This window comes from Clostridium ljungdahlii, assembly GCF_001636845.1.
Lineage (GTDB): Bacteria > Bacillota > Clostridia > Clostridiales > Clostridiaceae > Clostridium_B > Clostridium_B ljungdahlii_A.
In genome coordinates this window covers 374,022-394,245 of sequence record NZ_LITT01000011.1, presented here as the reverse complement: position 1 = coordinate 394,245, position 20,224 = coordinate 374,022, and the positions used below count along the sequence as shown (strand labels likewise).

17 protein-coding genes are annotated in these 20,224 nt (G+C 30.9%); 13 read left to right on the top strand and 4 right to left on the bottom strand.

The features are described from left to right. Nucleotides 1-106 precede the first annotated feature (106 nt). Nucleotides 107-814, bottom strand: coding sequence for a 4Fe-4S double cluster binding domain-containing protein (locus WY13_RS07120; protein ID WP_063554999.1), 708 nt, complete (start codon nt 812-814; stop codon nt 107-109). Between the two features lie 204 nt (nt 815-1,018). Here WY13_RS07120 and WY13_RS07115 point away from each other — a divergent pair, with 204 nt between their 5' ends. The 7 genes from WY13_RS07115 (at nt 1,019) to WY13_RS07090 (ending at nt 8,613) form a co-directional block, all read left to right on the top strand. After that, on the top strand, nt 1,019-2,404 hold the full coding sequence (locus tag WY13_RS07115; protein WP_063554998.1) for a cytosine permease: 1,386 nt from the start codon (nt 1,019-1,021) through the stop codon (nt 2,402-2,404). Nucleotides 2,405-2,423: 19 nt separating this feature from the next. After that, a complete protein-coding gene (gene codA, locus WY13_RS07110; RefSeq protein ID WP_063554997.1) occupies nt 2,424-3,692 on the top strand; it encodes a cytosine deaminase in 1,269 nt (422 codons plus the stop codon). A 181-nt stretch (nt 3,693-3,873) separates the two neighbouring features. Then, nucleotides 3,874-4,035 carry a DUF1540 domain-containing protein gene (locus WY13_RS20460; protein ID WP_082848420.1) on the top strand — a complete coding sequence of 54 codons (162 nt, stop codon included), beginning with the start codon at nt 3,874-3,876 and terminating at the stop codon, nt 4,033-4,035. A gap of 377 nt (nt 4,036-4,412) precedes the next feature. Further along, nucleotides 4,413-6,749 (top strand): xanthine dehydrogenase family protein molybdopterin-binding subunit, encoded by a 2,337-nt coding sequence (locus WY13_RS07105; RefSeq protein ID WP_063555085.1) that lies wholly within the window; start codon nt 4,413-4,415, stop codon nt 6,747-6,749. Continuing rightward, nucleotides 6,736-7,569, top strand: coding sequence for an FAD binding domain-containing protein (locus WY13_RS07100; protein ID WP_063554996.1), 834 nt, complete (start codon nt 6,736-6,738; stop codon nt 7,567-7,569). The genes WY13_RS07105 and WY13_RS07100 overlap by 14 nt, the downstream gene beginning before the upstream one ends. Next, nucleotides 7,570-8,037, top strand: a complete 468-nt coding sequence (locus WY13_RS07095) for a (2Fe-2S)-binding protein (protein ID WP_063554995.1) — start codon at nt 7,570-7,572, stop codon at nt 8,035-8,037. Nucleotides 8,038-8,196: 159 nt separating this feature from the next. After that, nucleotides 8,197-8,613 (top strand): TOBE domain-containing protein, encoded by a 417-nt coding sequence (locus tag WY13_RS07090; protein ID WP_063554994.1) that lies wholly within the window; start codon nt 8,197-8,199, stop codon nt 8,611-8,613. 89 nt (nt 8,614-8,702) lie between these two features. On the opposite strand, the gene WY13_RS07085 is transcribed toward WY13_RS07090, so the two are convergent. Beyond that, entirely contained in the window at nt 8,703-9,575 is an 873-nt protein-coding gene (locus WY13_RS07085) for a LysR family transcriptional regulator (protein ID WP_063554993.1), read from the bottom strand. Between the two features lie 477 nt (nt 9,576-10,052). Continuing rightward, the gene (locus WY13_RS07080) at nt 10,053-10,439 is read right to left on the bottom strand and encodes an OsmC family protein (protein WP_082848419.1); all 387 of its coding nucleotides are present in this window, start codon (nt 10,437-10,439) and stop codon (nt 10,053-10,055) included. A gap of 195 nt (nt 10,440-10,634) precedes the next feature. Between WY13_RS07080 and WY13_RS07075 the strand changes: the two genes are divergently transcribed. The 4 genes from WY13_RS07075 to pepT (WY13_RS07060) all read left to right on the top strand — a co-directional run bounded on the left by WY13_RS07075 (nt 10,635) and on the right by pepT (WY13_RS07060) (nt 16,993). After that, nucleotides 10,635-11,609: a D-2-hydroxyacid dehydrogenase gene (locus tag WY13_RS07075; RefSeq protein ID WP_063554991.1), complete on the top strand. Its 975-nt coding sequence runs from the start codon at nt 10,635-10,637 to the stop codon at nt 11,607-11,609. 44 nt (nt 11,610-11,653) lie between these two features. After that, nucleotides 11,654-12,880 (top strand): peptidase T, encoded by a 1,227-nt coding sequence (gene pepT, locus WY13_RS07070; RefSeq protein ID WP_063554990.1) that lies wholly within the window; start codon nt 11,654-11,656, stop codon nt 12,878-12,880. A 23-nt stretch (nt 12,881-12,903) separates the two neighbouring features. Continuing rightward, nucleotides 12,904-15,561 (top strand): LuxR C-terminal-related transcriptional regulator, encoded by a 2,658-nt coding sequence (locus WY13_RS07065; RefSeq protein ID WP_063554989.1) that lies wholly within the window; start codon nt 12,904-12,906, stop codon nt 15,559-15,561. A 205-nt stretch (nt 15,562-15,766) separates the two neighbouring features. Next, nucleotides 15,767-16,993, top strand: a complete 1,227-nt coding sequence (gene pepT / locus WY13_RS07060; RefSeq protein WP_063554988.1) for a peptidase T — start codon at nt 15,767-15,769, stop codon at nt 16,991-16,993. A gap of 123 nt (nt 16,994-17,116) precedes the next feature. Here pepT (WY13_RS07060) and WY13_RS07055 read toward each other — a convergent pair whose 3' ends face one another. Further along, a complete protein-coding gene (locus tag WY13_RS07055) occupies nt 17,117-17,791 on the bottom strand; it encodes a DUF3298 and DUF4163 domain-containing protein (RefSeq protein WP_063554987.1) in 675 nt (224 codons plus the stop codon). Between the two features lie 200 nt (nt 17,792-17,991). Between WY13_RS07055 and WY13_RS07050 the strand changes: the two genes are divergently transcribed. Beyond that, nucleotides 17,992-19,194 carry an EAL and HDOD domain-containing protein gene (locus WY13_RS07050; RefSeq protein ID WP_063554986.1) on the top strand — a complete coding sequence of 401 codons (1,203 nt, stop codon included), beginning with the start codon at nt 17,992-17,994 and terminating at the stop codon, nt 19,192-19,194. Then, a complete protein-coding gene (locus tag WY13_RS07045; RefSeq protein ID WP_347459160.1) occupies nt 19,191-19,889 on the top strand; it encodes an AEC family transporter in 699 nt (232 codons plus the stop codon). Before WY13_RS07050 ends, WY13_RS07045 begins: the two co-directional genes overlap by 4 nt. Nucleotides 19,890-20,224: the final 335 nt, after the last annotated feature.

Here is a 20,224-nt window from a genome sequence, read left to right as displayed (position 1 = left end):
AAGAAAACTTACCTTAACTGTCCTATGTCCTCTGTCAATTGTCCTCTAAAAAATGTTTCGCAATTTTTTTATATTAAGCCCAAACTTTATATGTGCGAAAATTGAGTTATTTATTATTTTTCCTACCATAAGGGCATATATACACACACATGCCGCAGACAGGTACTTGTTTATTATGCTCCATTTCACTAAAATAACTGTCACATTTTTTTACATCGAATCTTTTTTCACGATCTTCACCTTCTATATAATTTTTACCATAGAATGCTTTCTGCGGACATATTTTCACGCAGGCCATACATTCACCGCACTTTTGTTCTATTTCTTTACCTGTAGGGTTTAATGGTAAATCAGTTAATATACTTACCCATCTTACTCTTGGGCCATGTTTTGGGGTAATCAGTAAACAACTTTTACCTATCCATCCAAGTCCTGCTAGTCTTGCTGCAAGTTTATGTGAAAAGGCTGCATTTATATAATCACTATTTACTCTTTCTGCTGCAGATATAGGCAAAGCTTTATAACCTTTTCTTATTATATAGGAACTTATTATAGATGCTATATTATCTAATCTGGCATTTATAGTCTTATAACAATTTTCATATTCCAATTTAGTAATATTGTTGGAGTCATCGTTTAAATGATCTACAATAGTAGATGGAAATACAATACCTAATGAAATAGCTCTTGGATAACCTTTTACAAGAGATCCCCCATATTTTACAAGTTCATTTTCATATTTACTTATATCTGCAACTCCATAATAATCTATCATAAAATTATTCAATATTTTTTGTATATTATATTCCAACATAAGTATGTCCTCCTTTATAATATGGTATTTTTAGCCTATTATTTATTCCTTAATAATATCATAATTTTTATAGCATAAGGTAAAATTCTTAAAATTAAATTTATAGTTGCAGAACTGTTTTATTAAATTATCAAAAAACATATATAATTTTTTAAAAAACATGATATAATATGAAGAAAAAATTATTAATTTAGGAGGTAATTGATGGATAACAAGGAAACAAATGAAAAAATACATAAGGAATATGCTGCCCTTGAAACTGTACCACAGAGTGAAAGAACAATAAGTTTTTTGGATATGCTAACAACCTGGATTGGTGCTAATGCAAACAACGGAACCTGGTATGTTGGAGGAGTTGTAGCAGGGGCTACTTTTGGTGGAGCTGTGCTGGTAACTTTGGTTTCAAATCCAATTGCCTATATAATAATGGCTTTAATAGGCTTTATAGGATATAAAGTTGGAACATCTACTATGGCGCTTACAAGACCCTCTTTTGGTGTTAGAGGAAGTTTTCTACCATCTGTTCTCAACATAACTCAATTTATAGGGTGGACGGCTGTAAATACTTTTATAGCTGCAATTTCTATAAGCTTTATATTAAAAGATATATTTGGACTTCCTGCTTATGGCTCAAACGGAAGTGAAAAAACGATGCTTATAGGAATTGCTGTAATGAGCATACTTCATCTTATATCCATTGCTACAGGACATAAGTCTGTAAAAATGGTAGAAAAAATAGGAGTTGTATTTATATTAATTTTAGGAGTATGGGAAACAGCAGTTGTTTTAAAACAGGTTCCTTTAAGTAAAATTATAGCTTGGAGGCCCCCCTCTGGGAAAGTTATGGACATTGGTTCTGCTTTTGATGCTATGGCTGCTTTTAGTTTGGGATGGGTTCCTGCTATTGCAGATTTTACAAGATATAGTAAGAGTAAAAAAGCATCTACAGTAGCTCCTATAATTGGGGCAAATGTTGGATTATTTTGGTTTGCTTTTGTAGGCATAATTGGAGCAATTGGTACAGCAGTTACAACAGGAGTATATGATCCTAACAATTCTGATCCAAGCACTATTGTAAGCAAGCTTGGCCTTGGAGTTATAGCACTTTTAGTCATTATATTGACGAGTACTACAGCAAATGCAATAAATCTTATGGGAGCAGGAATTTCTGTTACAAATTTAAATAAGAAAATAAAATCTCAAACAGCTCTTTTTGCAGTTACAATACTTGCAGCTCTGTTGACAGTTGTTCCAATTTATGCTTCTAGTTTTTTAGACTCCTTTGAAATGTTTCTTGATTATATAGGCATGGTATTTGGACCCATTTTTGGAATTATGATAACAGATTACTATTTGGTTAGAAAAAAACAGTATGCTGCAGAACAATTTGATGATGAAAAAGGTAAGTATTGGTATAAATCTGGATTTAACCTTGTTACCATTAGTGTATGGATAATTTCTGTTATTATATTTTTATTTATGAAGAGTTTACCTATGTTTACCAAAACCATAGGAGCCATTTATCCTATAATTATAATTTCGGCAATTTTGTATTTTATAAGTAGTAAAATATTTTTAAAGAACAAATAATATAGGAAGGAAGCGCAGCATGTTAATTAAAAATGTAAGACTTAGAAATAAAGATGGAATATATGATATTTTAATTGAAGATGGAGTTATAAAGGAAATTTCTAAAAATATAGTAAAAGAAGACAAAAACATAATTGAGGGGAATGGAAATTTAGCACTTCCACCTTTTGTTGAACCTCATGTTCACCTTGATACTACTCTTACTGCAGGAGAGCCAAAATGGAATATAAGTGGAACTCTTTTTGAAGGAATAGAAACCTGGGCACTTAGAAAAAAAATGCTTACAGAAGAAGATGTTATAAAAAGGGCTACAACTGCACTTAAATGGCAGATAGCAAATGGAATACAGTATGTAAGAACTCATGTAGATGTTACAGATCCAGATCTTACAGCATTAAAAGCTTTAATTAAAGTAAGAGAAGCAATGAAAGAATTTGTAGATATACAAATAGTTGCTTTTCCACAGGAGGGTATAAATTCTTTTCCCTGTGGATTAAAACTTTTGGAGGAAGCATTAAAGCTTGGGGCAGATGTAGTAGGGGCTATTCCACATTTTGAATTTACAAGGGAATATGGAGTGGATTCTGTAAAAAAGGCAATAGAACTTGCAGTAAAGTACAATAAACTGGTTGATGTCCACTGTGATGAAATTGATGATGAGCAGTCTAGATTTGTGGAAGTAGTTGCAGCAGAGGCATATAAGTACGGAATAGGAGAAAAGGTTACGGCAAGTCATACTACTGCTATGCACTCTTATAATAATGCATATGCTTATAAACTCTTTAGGCTTTTAAAGATGTCAAATATAAATTTCATATCTAATCCTATAGTAAACACCCATCTTCAAGGAAGATTTGATAATTACCCTAAGAGAAGGGGAATTACAAGGGTTAAAGAGATGATAGATGCAGACATTAATGTATGTTTTGGACACGATGATATATGTGATCCATGGTATCCAATGGGAACAGGTAATATGCTTCAGGTACTTCAAATGGGTATACACGTATGCCAGCTCATGGGTTATGATCAGATTGTAAATTCTATTGATCTCATAACAAAAAATAGCGCAAAGACAATGCATATTGAAGATGATTATGGAATAAAGGAAGGAAATACTGCTAATCTCATTATATTAAATGAAAAAGATGAATATGATGTTATAAGAAAACAGTCTGAGGTACTATATTCAATAAGAAAAGGTAAAATACTTTCAAAAACTGAACCTAAAAAGACAGATATTTATGTGAATGGAAAAGAGAGAATTACCTTTGACATAAATAAGTAGTATTATTTTTAAGTTAGAAACTCTTATGGATTTATAAAGTTATTTTCCCTTATTCCTATGATAAAATAAAAGTACATTTAGAAATGTAAAGGAGAAGTTTTAATGGAGTATGAAGGAATAGTATTTATATTTTAGGTCACACTACATTATATAACTTATATATTGAAAGGGGAATTTAATTATGGATGCACCAAAAATGGAAGTTAAATGTAGTGTTGATTGTTGCAATTACTGGAAAAACAACTGTTGTAATGCTAAGTCTTTAGAAGTTAATCCAATGCAAGGTAAAGACCCTAATACTAGTGATGATACTTGCTGTACAACATTCAAGCCATCTAAGTGAGAATTTTAGAAATAACTCCGGTTTAGATTTAAACTGGGGTTATTTCTTTACTTTTAAGTAGCTTACTTATTAAAATGTAGTTTAACAAACATTGAATAAACTACGAATATTAGGAAAAAATATAATTAGTTTTTAATCAATATGAATTAAGTTTATGAGATAAACAGAGTTCTTGGCATCAGATGGAGTTTTGACTCCACTTGATGCTTAGAAATTGTTATTCAGGGATGTAGCTGCTCGCAACGTATACTTGGAGAAAAGCAGATATCCCAAATCTTTGATTTGGTGATAGTCGCTTTCGCTGTGTGCGTGGGAGTGTTAGAGCAGGTAGTCATCGGATAAATTTTCTTAGAAGGAGGTAGGAGTACTTGGAAAGTATGACTGGAATTGGGGTAAATATACCAAGAAAAGAGGCATTTGATAAAGTTACAGGAGCAGCAAAATATACTGACGATACACTTCTTCCAGGTACTTTACATGCCAAAATACTTACAAGTCGTTATGCACATGCAAAGATTAAATCGATTGATATATCAGAAGCAAGGAAATCTCTAGGTGTTCAGGCAGTAATAACAGGAAATTATTTTCCTGTGCTCTGTGGAACAGTGATAGAAGATAGGCCTCCTATAGCAAGAGAGAAAGTTCGCTACTATGGAGAACCTGTTGCGGTAGTTATTGCAAATAGTGAGCAGCAAGCAATGAAAGCTTTAAAGTTAATAAAAGTAGAATATGATAAGCTGCCTGTTGTTAACTCAATAAGTGATGCTTTAAAGCAAAATGCAGCTCTTGTACATGAGAATTTATATCAATATAAACATGCAGTCAAGGATGTATATCCTGAACAAAACACTAATATTTCAGATCGAATCCAAATAAGGAAAGGTGATGTGGTAAAGGGGTGGGCAGAAAGTGAAGTTATAGTAGAAGGAAATTTTTCACTCCCACAATCAGACCATATTGCAATGGAAACTCGAAATGCTAGAGCGCAAATTATGCCTGATGGAAGAGTAATAATCTATACTTCTTCACAAGGACCGTATTCTGTTAAAAAGCTTTTAAGTAAATATTACAATATACCAGAAGGAAATATAATTGTTAAAGTACCTTTTGTAGGAGGGGGGTTTGGTGGTAAAGCACCTATGCAGCTAGAAATTATCGCATATCTTGCTTCAAAAGCTGTGGGTGGTAGATTAGTTAGAATAGCTAACTCAAGAGAAGATGATATTAAAACTTCACCTTGTAAAATTGGAGTTGAGGCAGACTTAAAAATAGGTGCAACAAAAGATGGGATTATTAAAGTTCTTGAAGCTAGATATAGGGTTGATGGAGGAGCTTACGCTGATATTGGCCCGCGTATGGCTAAGTCTATAACTATAGATTGTTCTGGACCATATAATATTGAAAATATATGGTGCAATTCGATATGTGTTTATACTAACCATACTTATGCTACTTCATATCGTGGATTTGGTCATACAGAATATACTTTCTGCATGGAGAGAATAATAGATAAATTGGCAGTAAAGCTTGGAATTGATGCCTTAGAATTGAGAATTAAAAATGCTATAAAGCCTGGTCAGTATACGCCAACACAAGTAAAAACAACTATTAGCAATATAGGTAAACTATCAGATTGTTTGATAAAATTAAAGGAATTAGCAAAATGGGGTGAAGGTCAAGTAATAAAAACAGAAGAAGGCATGATAAAGGCAAAGGGCATAGGATGCTTTTGGAAAACATCTGATTCACCTACTAATGCTGTTTCTGGAGCTTTTCTTAGTTTCAATACAGATGGAAGTATAAACCTTAATTGTGGAGCAGTTGAAATTGGACCCAGTTCAAAGACAACTTTAGCTCAAATACTTGCGGAAAAGTTAAAAATGGATGTAGGCAGGATTCATGTAATGATGGGGGTAAACACTCAAGTTTCGCCGGAACATTGGAAAACCGTTGCAAGTATGACAACTTTTATGGCAGGAAAGGCAGTACTTAGAGCAGCTGAGGATCTTATAAAGCAGCTTAAAAGCCTGGCTGCTGTTGTTATGAAATGTCCTCCAGAGGATTTAGAGATTGCAGAAGAAAAAGTTTATTTAAGGCAAGATCCAGAAATATATGTGTTATTTAAGGATTTGGTCTATGGTTACAAATATCCAAATGGTCTTTCAATTGAGGGGCAAATACTTGGACGTGGAAGTTACATAATGAACCATATTACGGATATAGATAAGGAGACAGGAAAAGGTAAACCTGGACCGGCCTGGACCGTAGGTGCTCAAGCAGTTGAAATTGAGTATGATCCTACAAAGTTTACATATAGACTTTTGAAAGCCTTTACTGTTATAGATGCAGGTAAAGTAATTAATCCCAAAACTTCAAGAGGACTTATAATGGGAGGAATAAATATGGGCTTTGGATTAGCAACAAGGGAAGCTTTTATCTATGATATTGATGGTAAGCTTCAAACTACTACACTGCGCACTTATAAACCAATGCGATTTGGTGAAAACCCAGAATATATAATTGAGTTTGTTGAAACACCCCAGGTTGATGCCCCTTTTGGGGCACGTGGATTTGCAGAACATGGTATAATAGCAATTCCAGCTGCATTTGCAAATGCCATATCCCATGCAGCTAATTATGAGTTTGATAAACTACCTATAACACCTGAAGTAATCTGGAAGGCTAAGACTGGAGGAAAATATGATACCCTTTGATTTTGAATATTATAAACCTGAAACAGTTGAGGAAGCTGTTCAATTATATATTGAATTAAATGAAAAAGGGAGGAAGCCTTTGTATTACGGTGGTGGAACTGAGATTATAAGTATGTCAAGAGCTTATAATGTACACACCGAAGCAGTAATTGATATAAAAGGAATTTCTGAATGTAATGTTCAGAAGTTGATGGATGATAAACTAATTATCGGATCTGCTATTACACTTACGCAAATTGCTGAGGCAAATTTATTTCCACTACTTACTTTAACGGTACAGAGAATTGCAGACCATACCATACAGGATAAAATCACACTAGGAGGAAATATATGTGGAACAATTATATACAGGGAAGCTGTGCTGCCACTTTTAGTATCAAATAGCGAAGTGGTTATAGTAGGTCCCAATGGTAGAAAGCAAGTTTTATTAAAGAATATATTTGATAGGAAAATGAAGCTTGCTTGTGGAGAGTTTATAGTAAATGTAATAGTAGAAAAGTATTTTCTTTCACTACCATATTTACATATAAAAAGAACTAAAAGTGATAAGATAGACTATCCTTTAGTTACTATAACAGCACTTAAAGATCATAATAGAATAAACATAGCCTTTAGTGGGATTTCCAGCTATCCCTTTAGATCTCCTATGGTAGAAGATTGCTTAAATAACACTAACTTATCAAGTAATATAAGAATTAACAATGCAATAGACAATATGCCAGATTCCATATTAAATGATATAGTTGGATCTGCTGACTTTAGGAAATTTATGCTGCAAAAAATATTTATGGAAGTTTTAGAAAAACTGCGAGGTGAGTAAATGCTAAAAATCTCAGGTAAGACCATAATAACTCTAAATGTTAATGGAGAAGACAAAGAAGTTGCTGTAAAGCCCTCAGATGTTTTATTAAATATACTTCGAAATGAACTAGGGCTCACAGGTGCTAAGCCTGGTTGTGAAAATGGAGATTGCGGATCATGTACTGTTCTTATAGATGGGTGGCCAATAAAATCTTGTCTAATGCTGGCAGTTGAGGCAATAGGTAAAAAAATAACTACTGTTGAAGGTTTGAGAAATGTACCAATACAAAGAGCTTTTGTAGATAATTGGGGGTTCCAATGTGGGTATTGCACTTCAGGATTTTTGATGGTTTGCCATGCTTTAGCGAATATACATCCTGACGCAAATGATCATGTAATAGAAGAGTGGCTTCAGTCTAATATTTGTCGATGTACTGGATATGAAGAGATAAAAAATGCTGTAAAATCAGTTATATCAGTTAAATAATAATTAAATGGAAAATTAAATATTAAATTATGTATAGGTATTTAGCTATGATAAATATAACATTATACAATTATACTTATGACAGATTGTGTGATATTATGGAAACATAGTAAATATTAATACTTTATGTCGCTTATTGTGGCAAGATAGGGGGAAAAAATGATTATTAGTGCAAGAAATCAAATAACAGGCAAAATTGAATCTGTTAAGGAAGGTGCAGTAAATGCAGTTGTTACTTTAAAAACCAATGGAGGTGCTGCTATTACTTCTACTATCTCAATGTCAGCTGTAAAGGATCTTGGACTTGCTCCAGGAAAAGAAGCAACTGCTGTAATTAAGGCTACAGAGGTAATGATTGGTATAGGAGATATGAAACTCAGTGCAAGAAATCAAATAGCAGGTAAAATTGAATCTGTTAAGGAAGGTGCAGTAAACGCAGTTGTTACTTTAAAGACTGATGATGGAAACACAATTACTTCTACTATTTCAATGGCTGCAGTGAAAGATCTTGGACTTGCACCTGGAGTTAAAGCAAAAGCTGTTATTAAAGCTACATCCGTTATGATGGCTGTGTAAATTACATAAAATCATTTCAAAAGTAAGTAAAAGTCCTTGGGAATTTTAAAGATACAAATGTGTATTAAAATTCTCAAGGATATGATATTTTATGGTTCATGACATATCTTTATAAAATCTTTCATAGCACTTGTCAATAACTTATTCTTGTGATATACAATAGTTAGTTTTCTGTTAAAATCCATATCTTTTACTTTTAGTTCTTTTAGAGAACCTGAGGCAATGTGATCTTTGATTAGTTGAGAAGGCAGTACTGCAATTCCAATATTATTTTCGGCTGCATTAATTAAAGCTGTGGTGCTTGTACTTTCCCAATAAGGCTTAAAAAATAATCCAATTTCATTCATTCTTAATTCAAATAGATTCCTGACACCTGAGCCTTTTTCTCTTAATAAGAGTCGTTCATTAACTATATCATGTGCAGTTACTTCTTTTTTTGAAAATAGGTGATGCTTCGGATGGGCAACTACCACAATGTGATCATTATAAAAAACGTCTTCTACCAAATCAGATTTATTTTTTACTTCTTCAATAAGGGCAAGATCTAGTTCATTTTTCCTAAGCATTTCTGTGAGAATAGAGGACTTGTTTACATTTACCATGATTTCTGAATTTGGATATAACTTATTAAACTTTTTTATATATTTATGTATTAAAACAACACCAACCGTATAGTTGGCTCCTATTATAAGTTTTTTTTGAAGAGAATTTTGCCTAAGGTCATTGTCTGCTTCATCAAAAAGCTTGATGATATGCTTGGCATATTGATATAATTTTTTCCCCGATGAAGTAATATATAATTTACGAGATAAACGTTCAAAAAGGACAACTTCATAATAATTTTCAAGTTCTTTAATAACCTGGCTTATGGAAGGCTGTGTCATAAACAATTTATTTGCAGCAGAAGTCATATTTCCTTCCTCACATACAGTTATAAATATTTTTAAATGGCGTATCGTCATACTAATTACTCCTATTTCGTAAAAATGGTACAAAGATTTTTTCATTATTTTTGTATACTTATATTAACATAAAAATATAAAAATAGCATTATTGATACTGGTGATGTATCAATAATAGGAAGGGTATAAAAATTTTGCGAAGCAACTTTTTCAAGAGGACAATTGACAGAGGACAGAGGACAATGAAGGTGAGTTTTCCTCCTTACGTCAGAAAACTAATTTATTTTTAAGCTTGTTTTGCTAAAGCAAAACATCGCTTAAGTAGGTATCTAAAATCTATGATTTTCAGATAATTACTTACTAAAAGAGTACCCATGAAAAACAAAAGAACATAGGTTTCTTTTAAATTGAAGATTTTTCGTAGCATAGCAGAGAAAAATCATCCTTCACTGTCCTCTGTCAATTGTCCTCTGTCCTCTCAAAAATATTGTGACGCAATATTTTTAATTGTGAAAGTTTAGTTATTAAGCTTATAAACTATAAACTACCCATATAGTGCATTTGTTTTTCTATTGAAATTTTAGCTGGTTCTATTGGTACGCTATTTCTTATACTGTCTCCCATAGGGCATGTTTTTTCAACAAATTCAACAAGTTCTCTTACTTTATTTTCTGGTGAATCAGTTCTTATGTTAACCTTAAATCTTATATCCTGATATCCAGATCTTGAGGTAGAAGAACTTGGAGAGGTATTTGAATCCATATCACCTTCAAGTTCTATTGATAAGTATTTTATATCTACTCCATATTTATTTGCATAGGATGCTATAGACATTGCCTGACATCCTCCCAAAGTACATAATAAAAGTTGGGCAGGGTTCATACCTTTATTGGTGCCGCCTGATTGTTTAGTTTTATCCAGCAATACTTTAAATCCACCAGAATGTGCTTCTACTGCTATTCCATCTTTTTTTCAACTACAGCTTTTACAGTTGTAAGTGGCATTAAAATCACTCCTTTCAAATATAGTATTTCAAAATAAAATTAAATTATTATGATGATTCTAATTTGAAGAAGTATTATACTAAAAAGTATAATTTACATAGAGGAAGTGGTATATTTGAAAATTGTAATATTAGATGGATATGTATTAAATCCAGGTGATTTAAACTGGTCATCTTTAGAGAAGCTTGGGGATTTAACTGTCTATGACAAAACCATATTTGATAATAGCAATGATGATCTTATAATTGAGAGGATTAAGGATGCAGAAATAGTATTTACAAATAAAACTCCAATATCCGAAAATGTACTTAAAAATTGCCCTAAATTAAAATATATTGGAGTACTTGCAACAGGATATAACGTTGTAGATATAAAGGCCTCAAAAAAATTTGGCGTTGTAGTGACAAATATTCCAAGTTACAGCACAGATGCTGCAGCACAAATGGCAGTATCACTTTTGCTTGAACTAACAAATCATGTATCAATTCACAATAAGGCTGTAAAGGAGGGACAGTGGAATGAAATTGGAGAATGGTGTTTCTGGAAAAAACCACTTATGGAATTAGGTAGTAAAACAGCAGGGATAATAGGATATGGAAAAATAGGGCAAGCAACTAGTAAAATAGTTCAAGCTATGGGAATGAAAGTACTTGCATATAGTAGACATAAAAATAAGGTACTGGAGAGTGAAAATGTAAAACATGCAGAGCTAAATGATGTATTTGAAAAATCAGATGTAATTTTCCTCCACTGTCCATTAACTGAAGAAACTAAGGGTATAATTAATAGTAAATCTATAGAACGTATGAAAGATGGAGTGATAATAGTAAATAATGCTAGAGGCCCTTTAATTGTAGAAAAAGATTTAGCTCATACATTAAATACTGGAAAAGTATATGGTGCTGCACTGGATGTAACTTCTAGGGAGCCTATAGAAAAAGAAAGTCCTCTTTTAAAAGCAGAAAATTGTATAATTACTCCACATATTTCCTGGGCAGCAAAGGAAACAAGAGAGAGACTTCTAAATATTGCTGTGGAAAACTTAAAAAGATTTTTAGAAGGAAATCCTATAAATGTAATCATACTTTAGGTGGATTGCATTTATAATAATATTATTTTAAGGAGAAATTGATAGTGTCTAAAGTTGTAGAAAGATTTGTAAAGTATGTGAAGTATGATACTAGATCGGATGAAAATTCCATAACAGTTCCCACTACACTAGGTCAATTAGAGTTAGCTAAGGAATTATCAAAGGAATTGAAAAATATTGGCATGGAAGATATCTGCTTGGATGAGCATGGATACATAATGGCAACGCTTCCCGCAAACATTACTAAAGATGTACCAGTAGTAGGGTTTATTGCTCACATAGATACTCATCCTCAAGTTTCAGGTGCTAATGTAAACCCTAGATTTATAGAAGCCTATAATGGTGAAGATATAATTTTAAATGAGGAAAAAAATATAGTACTTTCTCCTAAAAACTTTCCAGAACTAAAAAATTATATAGGTCAAACCTTAATTACATCGGATGGAACTACTCTTCTTGGAGCAGATGATAAAGCGGGTATAGCAGAAATTATTACTGCTGTAGAGTTTTTAATACAAAATACTAAGATTAAGCATGGGCCTATAAGAATAGCATTTACTACAGATGAAGAGGTAGGAAAAATAGGAGAATATTTTAATGTAGAAAAATTCAAGGCTGATTTAGCCTATACAATAGATGGAGAATCCATTGGAAGTTTAAAATATGAAAATTTTAATGCAGCAAGTGCTAAAATAACTATAAATGGGAAAAATACCTATACTGGTGAAGCTAAAGGGAGAATGATAAATTCATTGAGAATTGCAACAGAGCTTATGAGTATGTTTCCGGAAAAAGAGACTCCTGAAAATACAGAAGGAGTTGAAGGTTTTTATCATCCTTCATTTATTAACGGCAAGGTAGAAAAGACAGAAATCCATTATTTAATAAGAGATTTTGATAATAAAAATTTTGAAAAAAGAAAAAGTTTTATTTCTAGTGTAGTACAAACTATAAATAAAAAATATGGTGAAGACATAGTGATGCTTGAAATAACTGAGCAGTATAGAAATATGAAAGAAAAAATTGAACCGGAAAAATATATTGTGGATATAGCTATCCAAGCTATGAAAGAAGTAAATGTATTTCCAGATGTAACACCACTAAGGGGAGGAACAGATGGAGCTAAGTTATCTTATATGGGACTTCCCACACCAGATATCTTTAATGGTGTTCATAATATTCATAGCAAATATGAATATATTTCAACTTATTCTATGGAAAAATCTGTAGAAGTGATATTGAAGATAATTCAATTATTTACAGAAACATAAAAAACGTTTGGGAGCATAGAAAAATGTTATTAAATTGTAAATACAATAATACTAAATTTTTAATTCCAAAAAAGAAATGTAAGATTATAGACAGAGAAAAAATTTTAAGTAAGCTAGATGAAGTTTTGAAAACTAAGCTTACAATTATAGCAGCAGCAGCAGGCAGTGGAAAAACTACTTCTGTTATTTCATGGATATACTCAAGAAAACTAGATCATAATACAGTATGGATTTCTTTAGATGAAAGGGACAACAATTTAAATATTTTTTGGAGATCAATTATTACAGCTATTGAAAAGTTTAAAAACAATGATATGAATTGCAAACAAGCAGACCTCATTCAAGACCAAGACATATCAAGTGAATCAGTAGTAAATATGGCATTAGCTAGTATTTCATCTGTAAATAAGGATTTAATACTTGTAATAGATGATTTACATTTTGTGAAGAATGAGGATGTACTTGTGGAAATAAAACACTTTATTGACGGTATTTCTGATAATATTCATATTATAATAACAAGTAGGACAAAGCTGAGCATAAATATTTCTAAGCTAAGGTTGGATGGAGAAGTAACGGAGATAGATAAAGAAGATCTTAGTTTTTCATTAGAAGAGACAGATGAGTTTATAAAAACCAATATAGAAATTACAATGCCAAAGGAAAGTGTACAAATATTAAATAAGTATACAGAGGGCTGGATAGCAGGAATTCAAATGACGGTATTATCTATAAAAGAAAGAAAAAATGTAACGGAAATGAATGAAAAATTTATTGAAAGTAATAAGTATATTCAGGATTATTTCTGTGAAGAAATTTTTAATAGGCAATCAGAAGAAATTAAAGATTTTTTATTAAAAACGTGTATTTTAGATGAATTAAATATTGAGTTATGCAATGCTGTTAGTTGTATGAAAAATAGTCAGCAAATTTTAGAAAAAATATATGATAAAAATTTGTTTATTAACAAATTGGATTATGATGGAAAACTATTTAAATATGATATACTTTTTAAGAAATTTTTAATGAGTAAAGCAAATGTTATAAATAAGGAAGAAATGCGTGAAGCTAGCAATAAAGCCGCTAAATGGTATGAAAATAATGGACGTATAAATAATGCTGTTAATCAGTATATAAGCATAGAAAACTATGAGCAAGCAATAGAAGTAATTGAAGATAAATGTATTAAAGAGACTTTTATCAATGAATATTTTTATGTAGAAAATTGGTTAAAAAACATACCACAAGATGTTATTGTAAAAAATGCTAGGTTTTGTATCATATATATGTATACGTATATATATGATGACATCAATTATAAGAAATATTTAGAGTTTGCGGAAAAAGCACTGAAGAGTTGTACTGATGAAGATTACAAGAAAGAATGCTTAGGTATATTGTATATTATTAGAGGAGATAAAAGTTATATCGAATTAGATTATAAAAAAAGTATTTCATATTATGAAAATGCTTTGAATTATTTAGGAAAAGACATGTTTTGGCATACAATAATAAATCTAAAATCAGGTATAGTATATTTTTATCTACAGGATTTTGTTTTAGAAGAAAAGTTTTTTCATGAATCAATAATTTTAAGTCAATCCTATAAGGATAATACTTTGAATTTAATGACTAATAGAATAATTATTTTTGCAAAGTTACTTAAAGGAGAATTAAATGAATGCGAAAATATATGTAATACATGCTTAAATAGTACTATAAGTAATGATTTAGAAAAATCTTCACTGATGTCAATTTTTTATGTAGCACTAGCACTAGTGTATTATGAAAAAAATTATATTATAAAAGCAGAGGAGTACGTATTTAAGGGATTAGAGCTTGTTGAAGAATGGGATTTTTATACGGCATTTATAGGGTATTATGTATATTCTGGAGTAGTCCTTAAAAATAATAAGAAGAATCAAAAGAGTGAATTAAATAAGATTTATGAAAAAGTACAAGAATTATCTAAAAAATATAAGAACAATAAGTTAGCAGATAAATACTATTTTTATAAATTAAAAGATCATTTCAAAGTGCTGGAAATGGAGAGGTTTATAGAGTATGGCAGAATTAAATGTGTAGAAAAGTATATTGCAAAAAGGGATTTTAAAATTGCAGAAGAACTTGTTGTGTTTTCTAAAATACTCATGTGTAAAGGGAAAAATGAAGATGCATTAATGTTATTAAATAAGATTTTAGCTTCTGATAAAGAGAAAAATAGTAACAGTTTAATTATAAGAGCCTATATTTTTAGGTCAGAAATTCTTTCACAAAAGGATCAATACGAAAATGCCACAAAGGATTTAAGACAAGCTTTAATAATTGGATATAAGAGTGGTTTTGTCAGGTTATTTTTAATAAAGCAGACAAAGGCAAGAAAAATCTTGATAAAAACTATTAAGTCTATGAAATTTAACAAGGATTATTATGAAATGGGGGATTATTTAAATAAAATACTAAGTTTGTATTCAACTAAGGAAGATAGCCAAATAATAAGTAAAAGAGAAAGAGAAGTGTTAATGCTAATAGAAAAAGGAGCCAAAAATTCAGAAATAGCAAAGAGATTATTTATTACAGAAAGTACTGCTAAAAGTCATATATTAAACATATTTAGTAAGCTGAGTGTGCGAAATAGAATTGAAGCTGTAGCGAAGGCAAAAGAGATAGGGATTATTTAAGAGAAGGTTATGTGAAAAGTTTTATATAAGAAACTTTTCACATAACTTTTTTAAATATACAATCATCCTAAAGTATGATTAGCTAAATGATAAATTTCATCCTACCTAGTAATACTTTAGGATGATTATCATACTTTGAAAAAGTGATACAGTATATATGTATATATAGTTTTAACAAATTGGAGATATTATAAGGAGGCTGAACATGTCTAAGGTCGTAGAAAAATTTACTAAATATATAAAATTTGATACTAGATCAAATGAAGAAATGAATACAGTTCCTACTACGCAAGGACAGATGGTGCTGGCAAAAGAATTGTCAAAAGAGCTAAAGAAAATAGGAATGAGAGAGGTTTCAGTAGATGAAAATGGATATGTAATGGCATCGTTACCATCTAATGTTGATAAAGAAGTTCCTACCATAGGATTTATTGCACATATGGACACAAGTCCAGAAGTTTCAGGAATGAACGTAAATCCTAAATTTATTGAAAACTATGATGGTAAGGATATAGTTTTAAATGGAGAAAAAAATATTGTTCTTTCTCCAAAGGATTTTCCAGAATTAAAAGACTATGTTGGTAAAACACTTATTACTACAGATGGGACTACTCTTTTAGGTGCTGATGACAAAGCAGGAATTGCTGAGATTATTACTGCTTTAGAAACTTTAATAGAAAATCCAGAAATTAAGCATGGAAACGTTAAAGTTGCATTTACGCCAGATGAAGAAATTGGAAGAGGGCCAGATCATTTTGATGTTGAAAAATTCAATGCAAATGCAGCTTATACGGTAGATGGAGGAGCTCTTGGAGAATTGGAATACGAAAATTTTAATGCTGCAAGTGCAGAAGTAATTATTAGTGGAAGAAATGTTCATCCAGGAAGCGCAAAAGGAATAATGATAAATTCGATGCTTATTGCTGGGGAATTTATGAGTATGCTTCCACAAAATGAAACCCCATCAACTACAGAAGGTTATGAAGGCTTTTATCATATAGTTGCACTTAATGGTGGAGTAGAGCAAACAAAGCTTGAATATATAATAAGAGACTTTGATGAGAAAAATTTTGAAAAAAGAAAACAATTTATAACTGGTGCTGCAGAAAGTTTAAACAAGAAATATGGCAAAAGTATAGTTAAAATTGAAATAAAAGACCAGTATAAAAATATGAAGGAAAAAATTGAGCCTGTAAAACATATAGTTGATATCGCTTTTGAAGCGATGAAATCGGTGGATGTAGTTCCAAAAGTTCAACCTATAAGAGGTGGTACAGATGGAGCTAGCTTATCTTTTAAGGGACTTCCTACACCAAATATATTTACTGGAGGACATAATTTCCATGGCAAATTTGAGTACATACCCGTGTATTCTATGGAAAAAGCTGTAGAAGTAATACTTAAAATAGTCCAGTTATACGGGAAAATGTAATAAATAAATTAATAAAGATGAATGGATCATATGAAAAGAAAAGTAAAAAAGAATTACAATAATATCTTAATTTTCAAAATTTAATAGGGGTAAATAGTTAACCAGGGTGCATGGCCCTGGTTTTTACGATATAAGCGCATTTATTGGACTTGTTGGACTCAAAAGATTTTTTATTTTACTATAAGGCAATTCAATTTCAAAAATTCCATAGTAATAAGGTGTGTATTCGTAAACTTGGTAATAAAGTACTAGTGAATTAGGAGTAAGGTAATACTGCTGATCTGGAGTTATACCTTTGTACTCATTTATCAGTGTAATGTTATTGTTCTTAATATATTGCTTAGCAAGCTCATTTAAAAAACCTACATAATAGATTTTAGGGTTAAATAAATCGTTGAAGTTGTATATTTGTCCTGTATTAACATTTAATGTTATGGAGGAATAAGCTGTAAATCCGTGAGCAGCCTTATTTACATAAGTATACATATTGAACAGTATACTTAAAAGACCGTTTTTATTTAACATTACGTCATAAGTACCTAAAATTTCATTAAAATCTATTCTTTCTGGGAATAGGACTTGAGATGTAAAAAGTTTGCTTACTTCATTTATAATAGAAGTATTTATCTTATTTATTATTTGATCCTTATTTGGATTTGCTATGAATGGATAGCTTATGCTAAATTTTTCAGGTGATATCTTTGCTGTATTTAACATAATTCCGCTGCTCGACTCAGTTCTAAAAAAGTGTTTAGCAAATGGACAGATATTTTTTGAAATATTATGATTATGTGGCATTTATACCCTCTCAATAATAGTTTTTTATAGTATAATTTATTTATCAAGTGGTAAAAGTGTTCTTCTAGTTTTTTAATTAGAAAATAAGCAATAAAGAAGTACCCAAATTTATACGATAAGTTTATAATAGGATAATTTCTAAAATAACTCCAATAAACGCTAATATATACATATTAAGTATATTCTGAGGAAGTGATAATTTGGATGCATTTATAGCCAGACAGCCGATATTTAACAAAAAAGAAAGAGTTGTAGCTTATGAATTACTTTATAGGGATAGTTTTGAAAATTATTATAATGGCAATGATGAAGATAAAGCTACTTGTAATGTCATAGCAAACGTTTTTTCTCTCGTTGGAGTAGATAAAATTACGTGGGGTAAAAAGGCGTTTATCAATTTTCCCAAAAATCTTATAATGAATGATATTATTCCAATGTTACCTAAGGATGTGGTAATTGAAATACTTGAAACTGTTGAGCCAACTCCAAGAGTAGTGCATGCATGCAGATATTTGAAAGAGTGTGGCTATACACTTGCACTTGATGATTTTATATTTGATAAAAAGTACATAGAATTATTGGATTTAGCAGATATAGTTAAAGTGGATTTTAAGATGGCAAGATATGAGAAGAAGTTCATATTAAATAATACTAAAAACAATAATATTAAATTTTTAGCGGAAAAAGTTGAAACGCAAGAAGACTATAATAAAGCAAAAAATTTAGGATATGATCTTTTTCAGGGATATTTTTTTAGTAAGCCAACTATAGTATCAGCTAAAGATATTCCAAAGGAAAAGTTAATATATGTAGAAATTCTTTCTGAATTAAGCAAAAAAAATGTAGATATTGTAAAATTGAAATCACTTATAATAAAAGATTTATCTATAATATATAAATTTTTAAAGCTCATAAATTCATGTATGTATGGGCTTAAAAGTAAAATTATTTCACCGCATCAAGCAATAACCTATCTTGGAGAAATAGAATCTCGCAAATGGCTTTATGTTATAGTTTTAGGAAGTATGGGATCTTATAGGTCAAGTGAAATTGTAAGGGAATCTCTTATAAGAGCTAAATTTTGTGAAAGAATTGGATCAAGGTTATACCCTGATGATTTGGAAAAGCAGTATAACTTTTTTATAGTAGGTATGCTTTCTATGCTTGATGTAATACTTGAAAGGAATATGGAAAGTCTATTAGGTGAACTGTTTTTAGAGAAGGATGTAAGGGAAGCCCTAATTGGAAAAAGTAATAAATATAGGGAAGTACTTGATTTGATAATTTCCTATGAAAGGGCTAGATGGGGTAAATGTACAGAATTTTCAAAGAAGTTAAATATAGATATAAGTACAGTTGTGAAAGAATACATTTTTGCATTGAATTGGGCTAATATAATATGACAATTACTAAAAAATTTATGAAGGATTCTTCTATGACAGGGGCTTTTGTACAAGCATCTTTCCGTGGAAGTGCAGCTATACTGGGAATTGCCTTTGTTCAAAATATTTATGGAAATGCTGGGATGGCTCCTATGATGATTATAGGAGCTGTTCCACTTTACAATATATATTCTGTTATTGTACTTACTTTTGAAAGTGAAGACAGCAGAGGAGGAAATGATAGTGTAAAAAAAGCGTGTATCAATATTATAAAAAACCCCATTATTATTGGAATTTTGCTGGGAATGATAGTGTCACTATTAAATATTCATTTCCCTAAAATAATAGACAAAACACTTAAAAATTTTGCAGTTATGGCGTCTCCTTTGGCACTTGTAACTATTGGGGCTGGCTTTGAAGGAACAAAAGCTCTTGCAAAGATAAAACCAACTTTAGCAGCTTCCTTTATAAAACTGGTAGCTCAAGCTGCTGTATTTTTGCCATTAGCAGTATATTTTGGATTTAGAGATCAAGAACTTGTTGCTCTAATTATCATGCTTGGTTCTCCAACTACAGTAAGCTGTTATATAATGGCAAAGAATATGAACAATGATGGTGTTTTAACTTCGAGTATCGTTGTAGCCACTACTTTATTATCAGCCTTTACTCTAACGTTCTGGATTTTTGTATTAAAGAGCTTTAAATTTATCATATAATTTGATTTTAAATATTAAAAAGCCAATGCTTAATTAAGCATTGGCTTTGAATTTTATGTTTATATCCAAAATATCGGTACTTTAATTTTGACACCTATCTCTCGATAGGTGGGTGTTCTCATAGATATATCTATCGCTTTTAATGCCTTAAAAGGACTCACAAGAAAGTACATATCCTCATCTAAATTTGAACTCCCAATGTTTAAACGTAGGTTCAAAATAAAAGCTTAACGTATATTTCAGAAGTTGTACACTATAAAATTCATAATAAAAAGGAAAATCCTCAACTAGGAATGTAGTCGTTTTCCTTTTGTGAGATTATAATAACATATTTA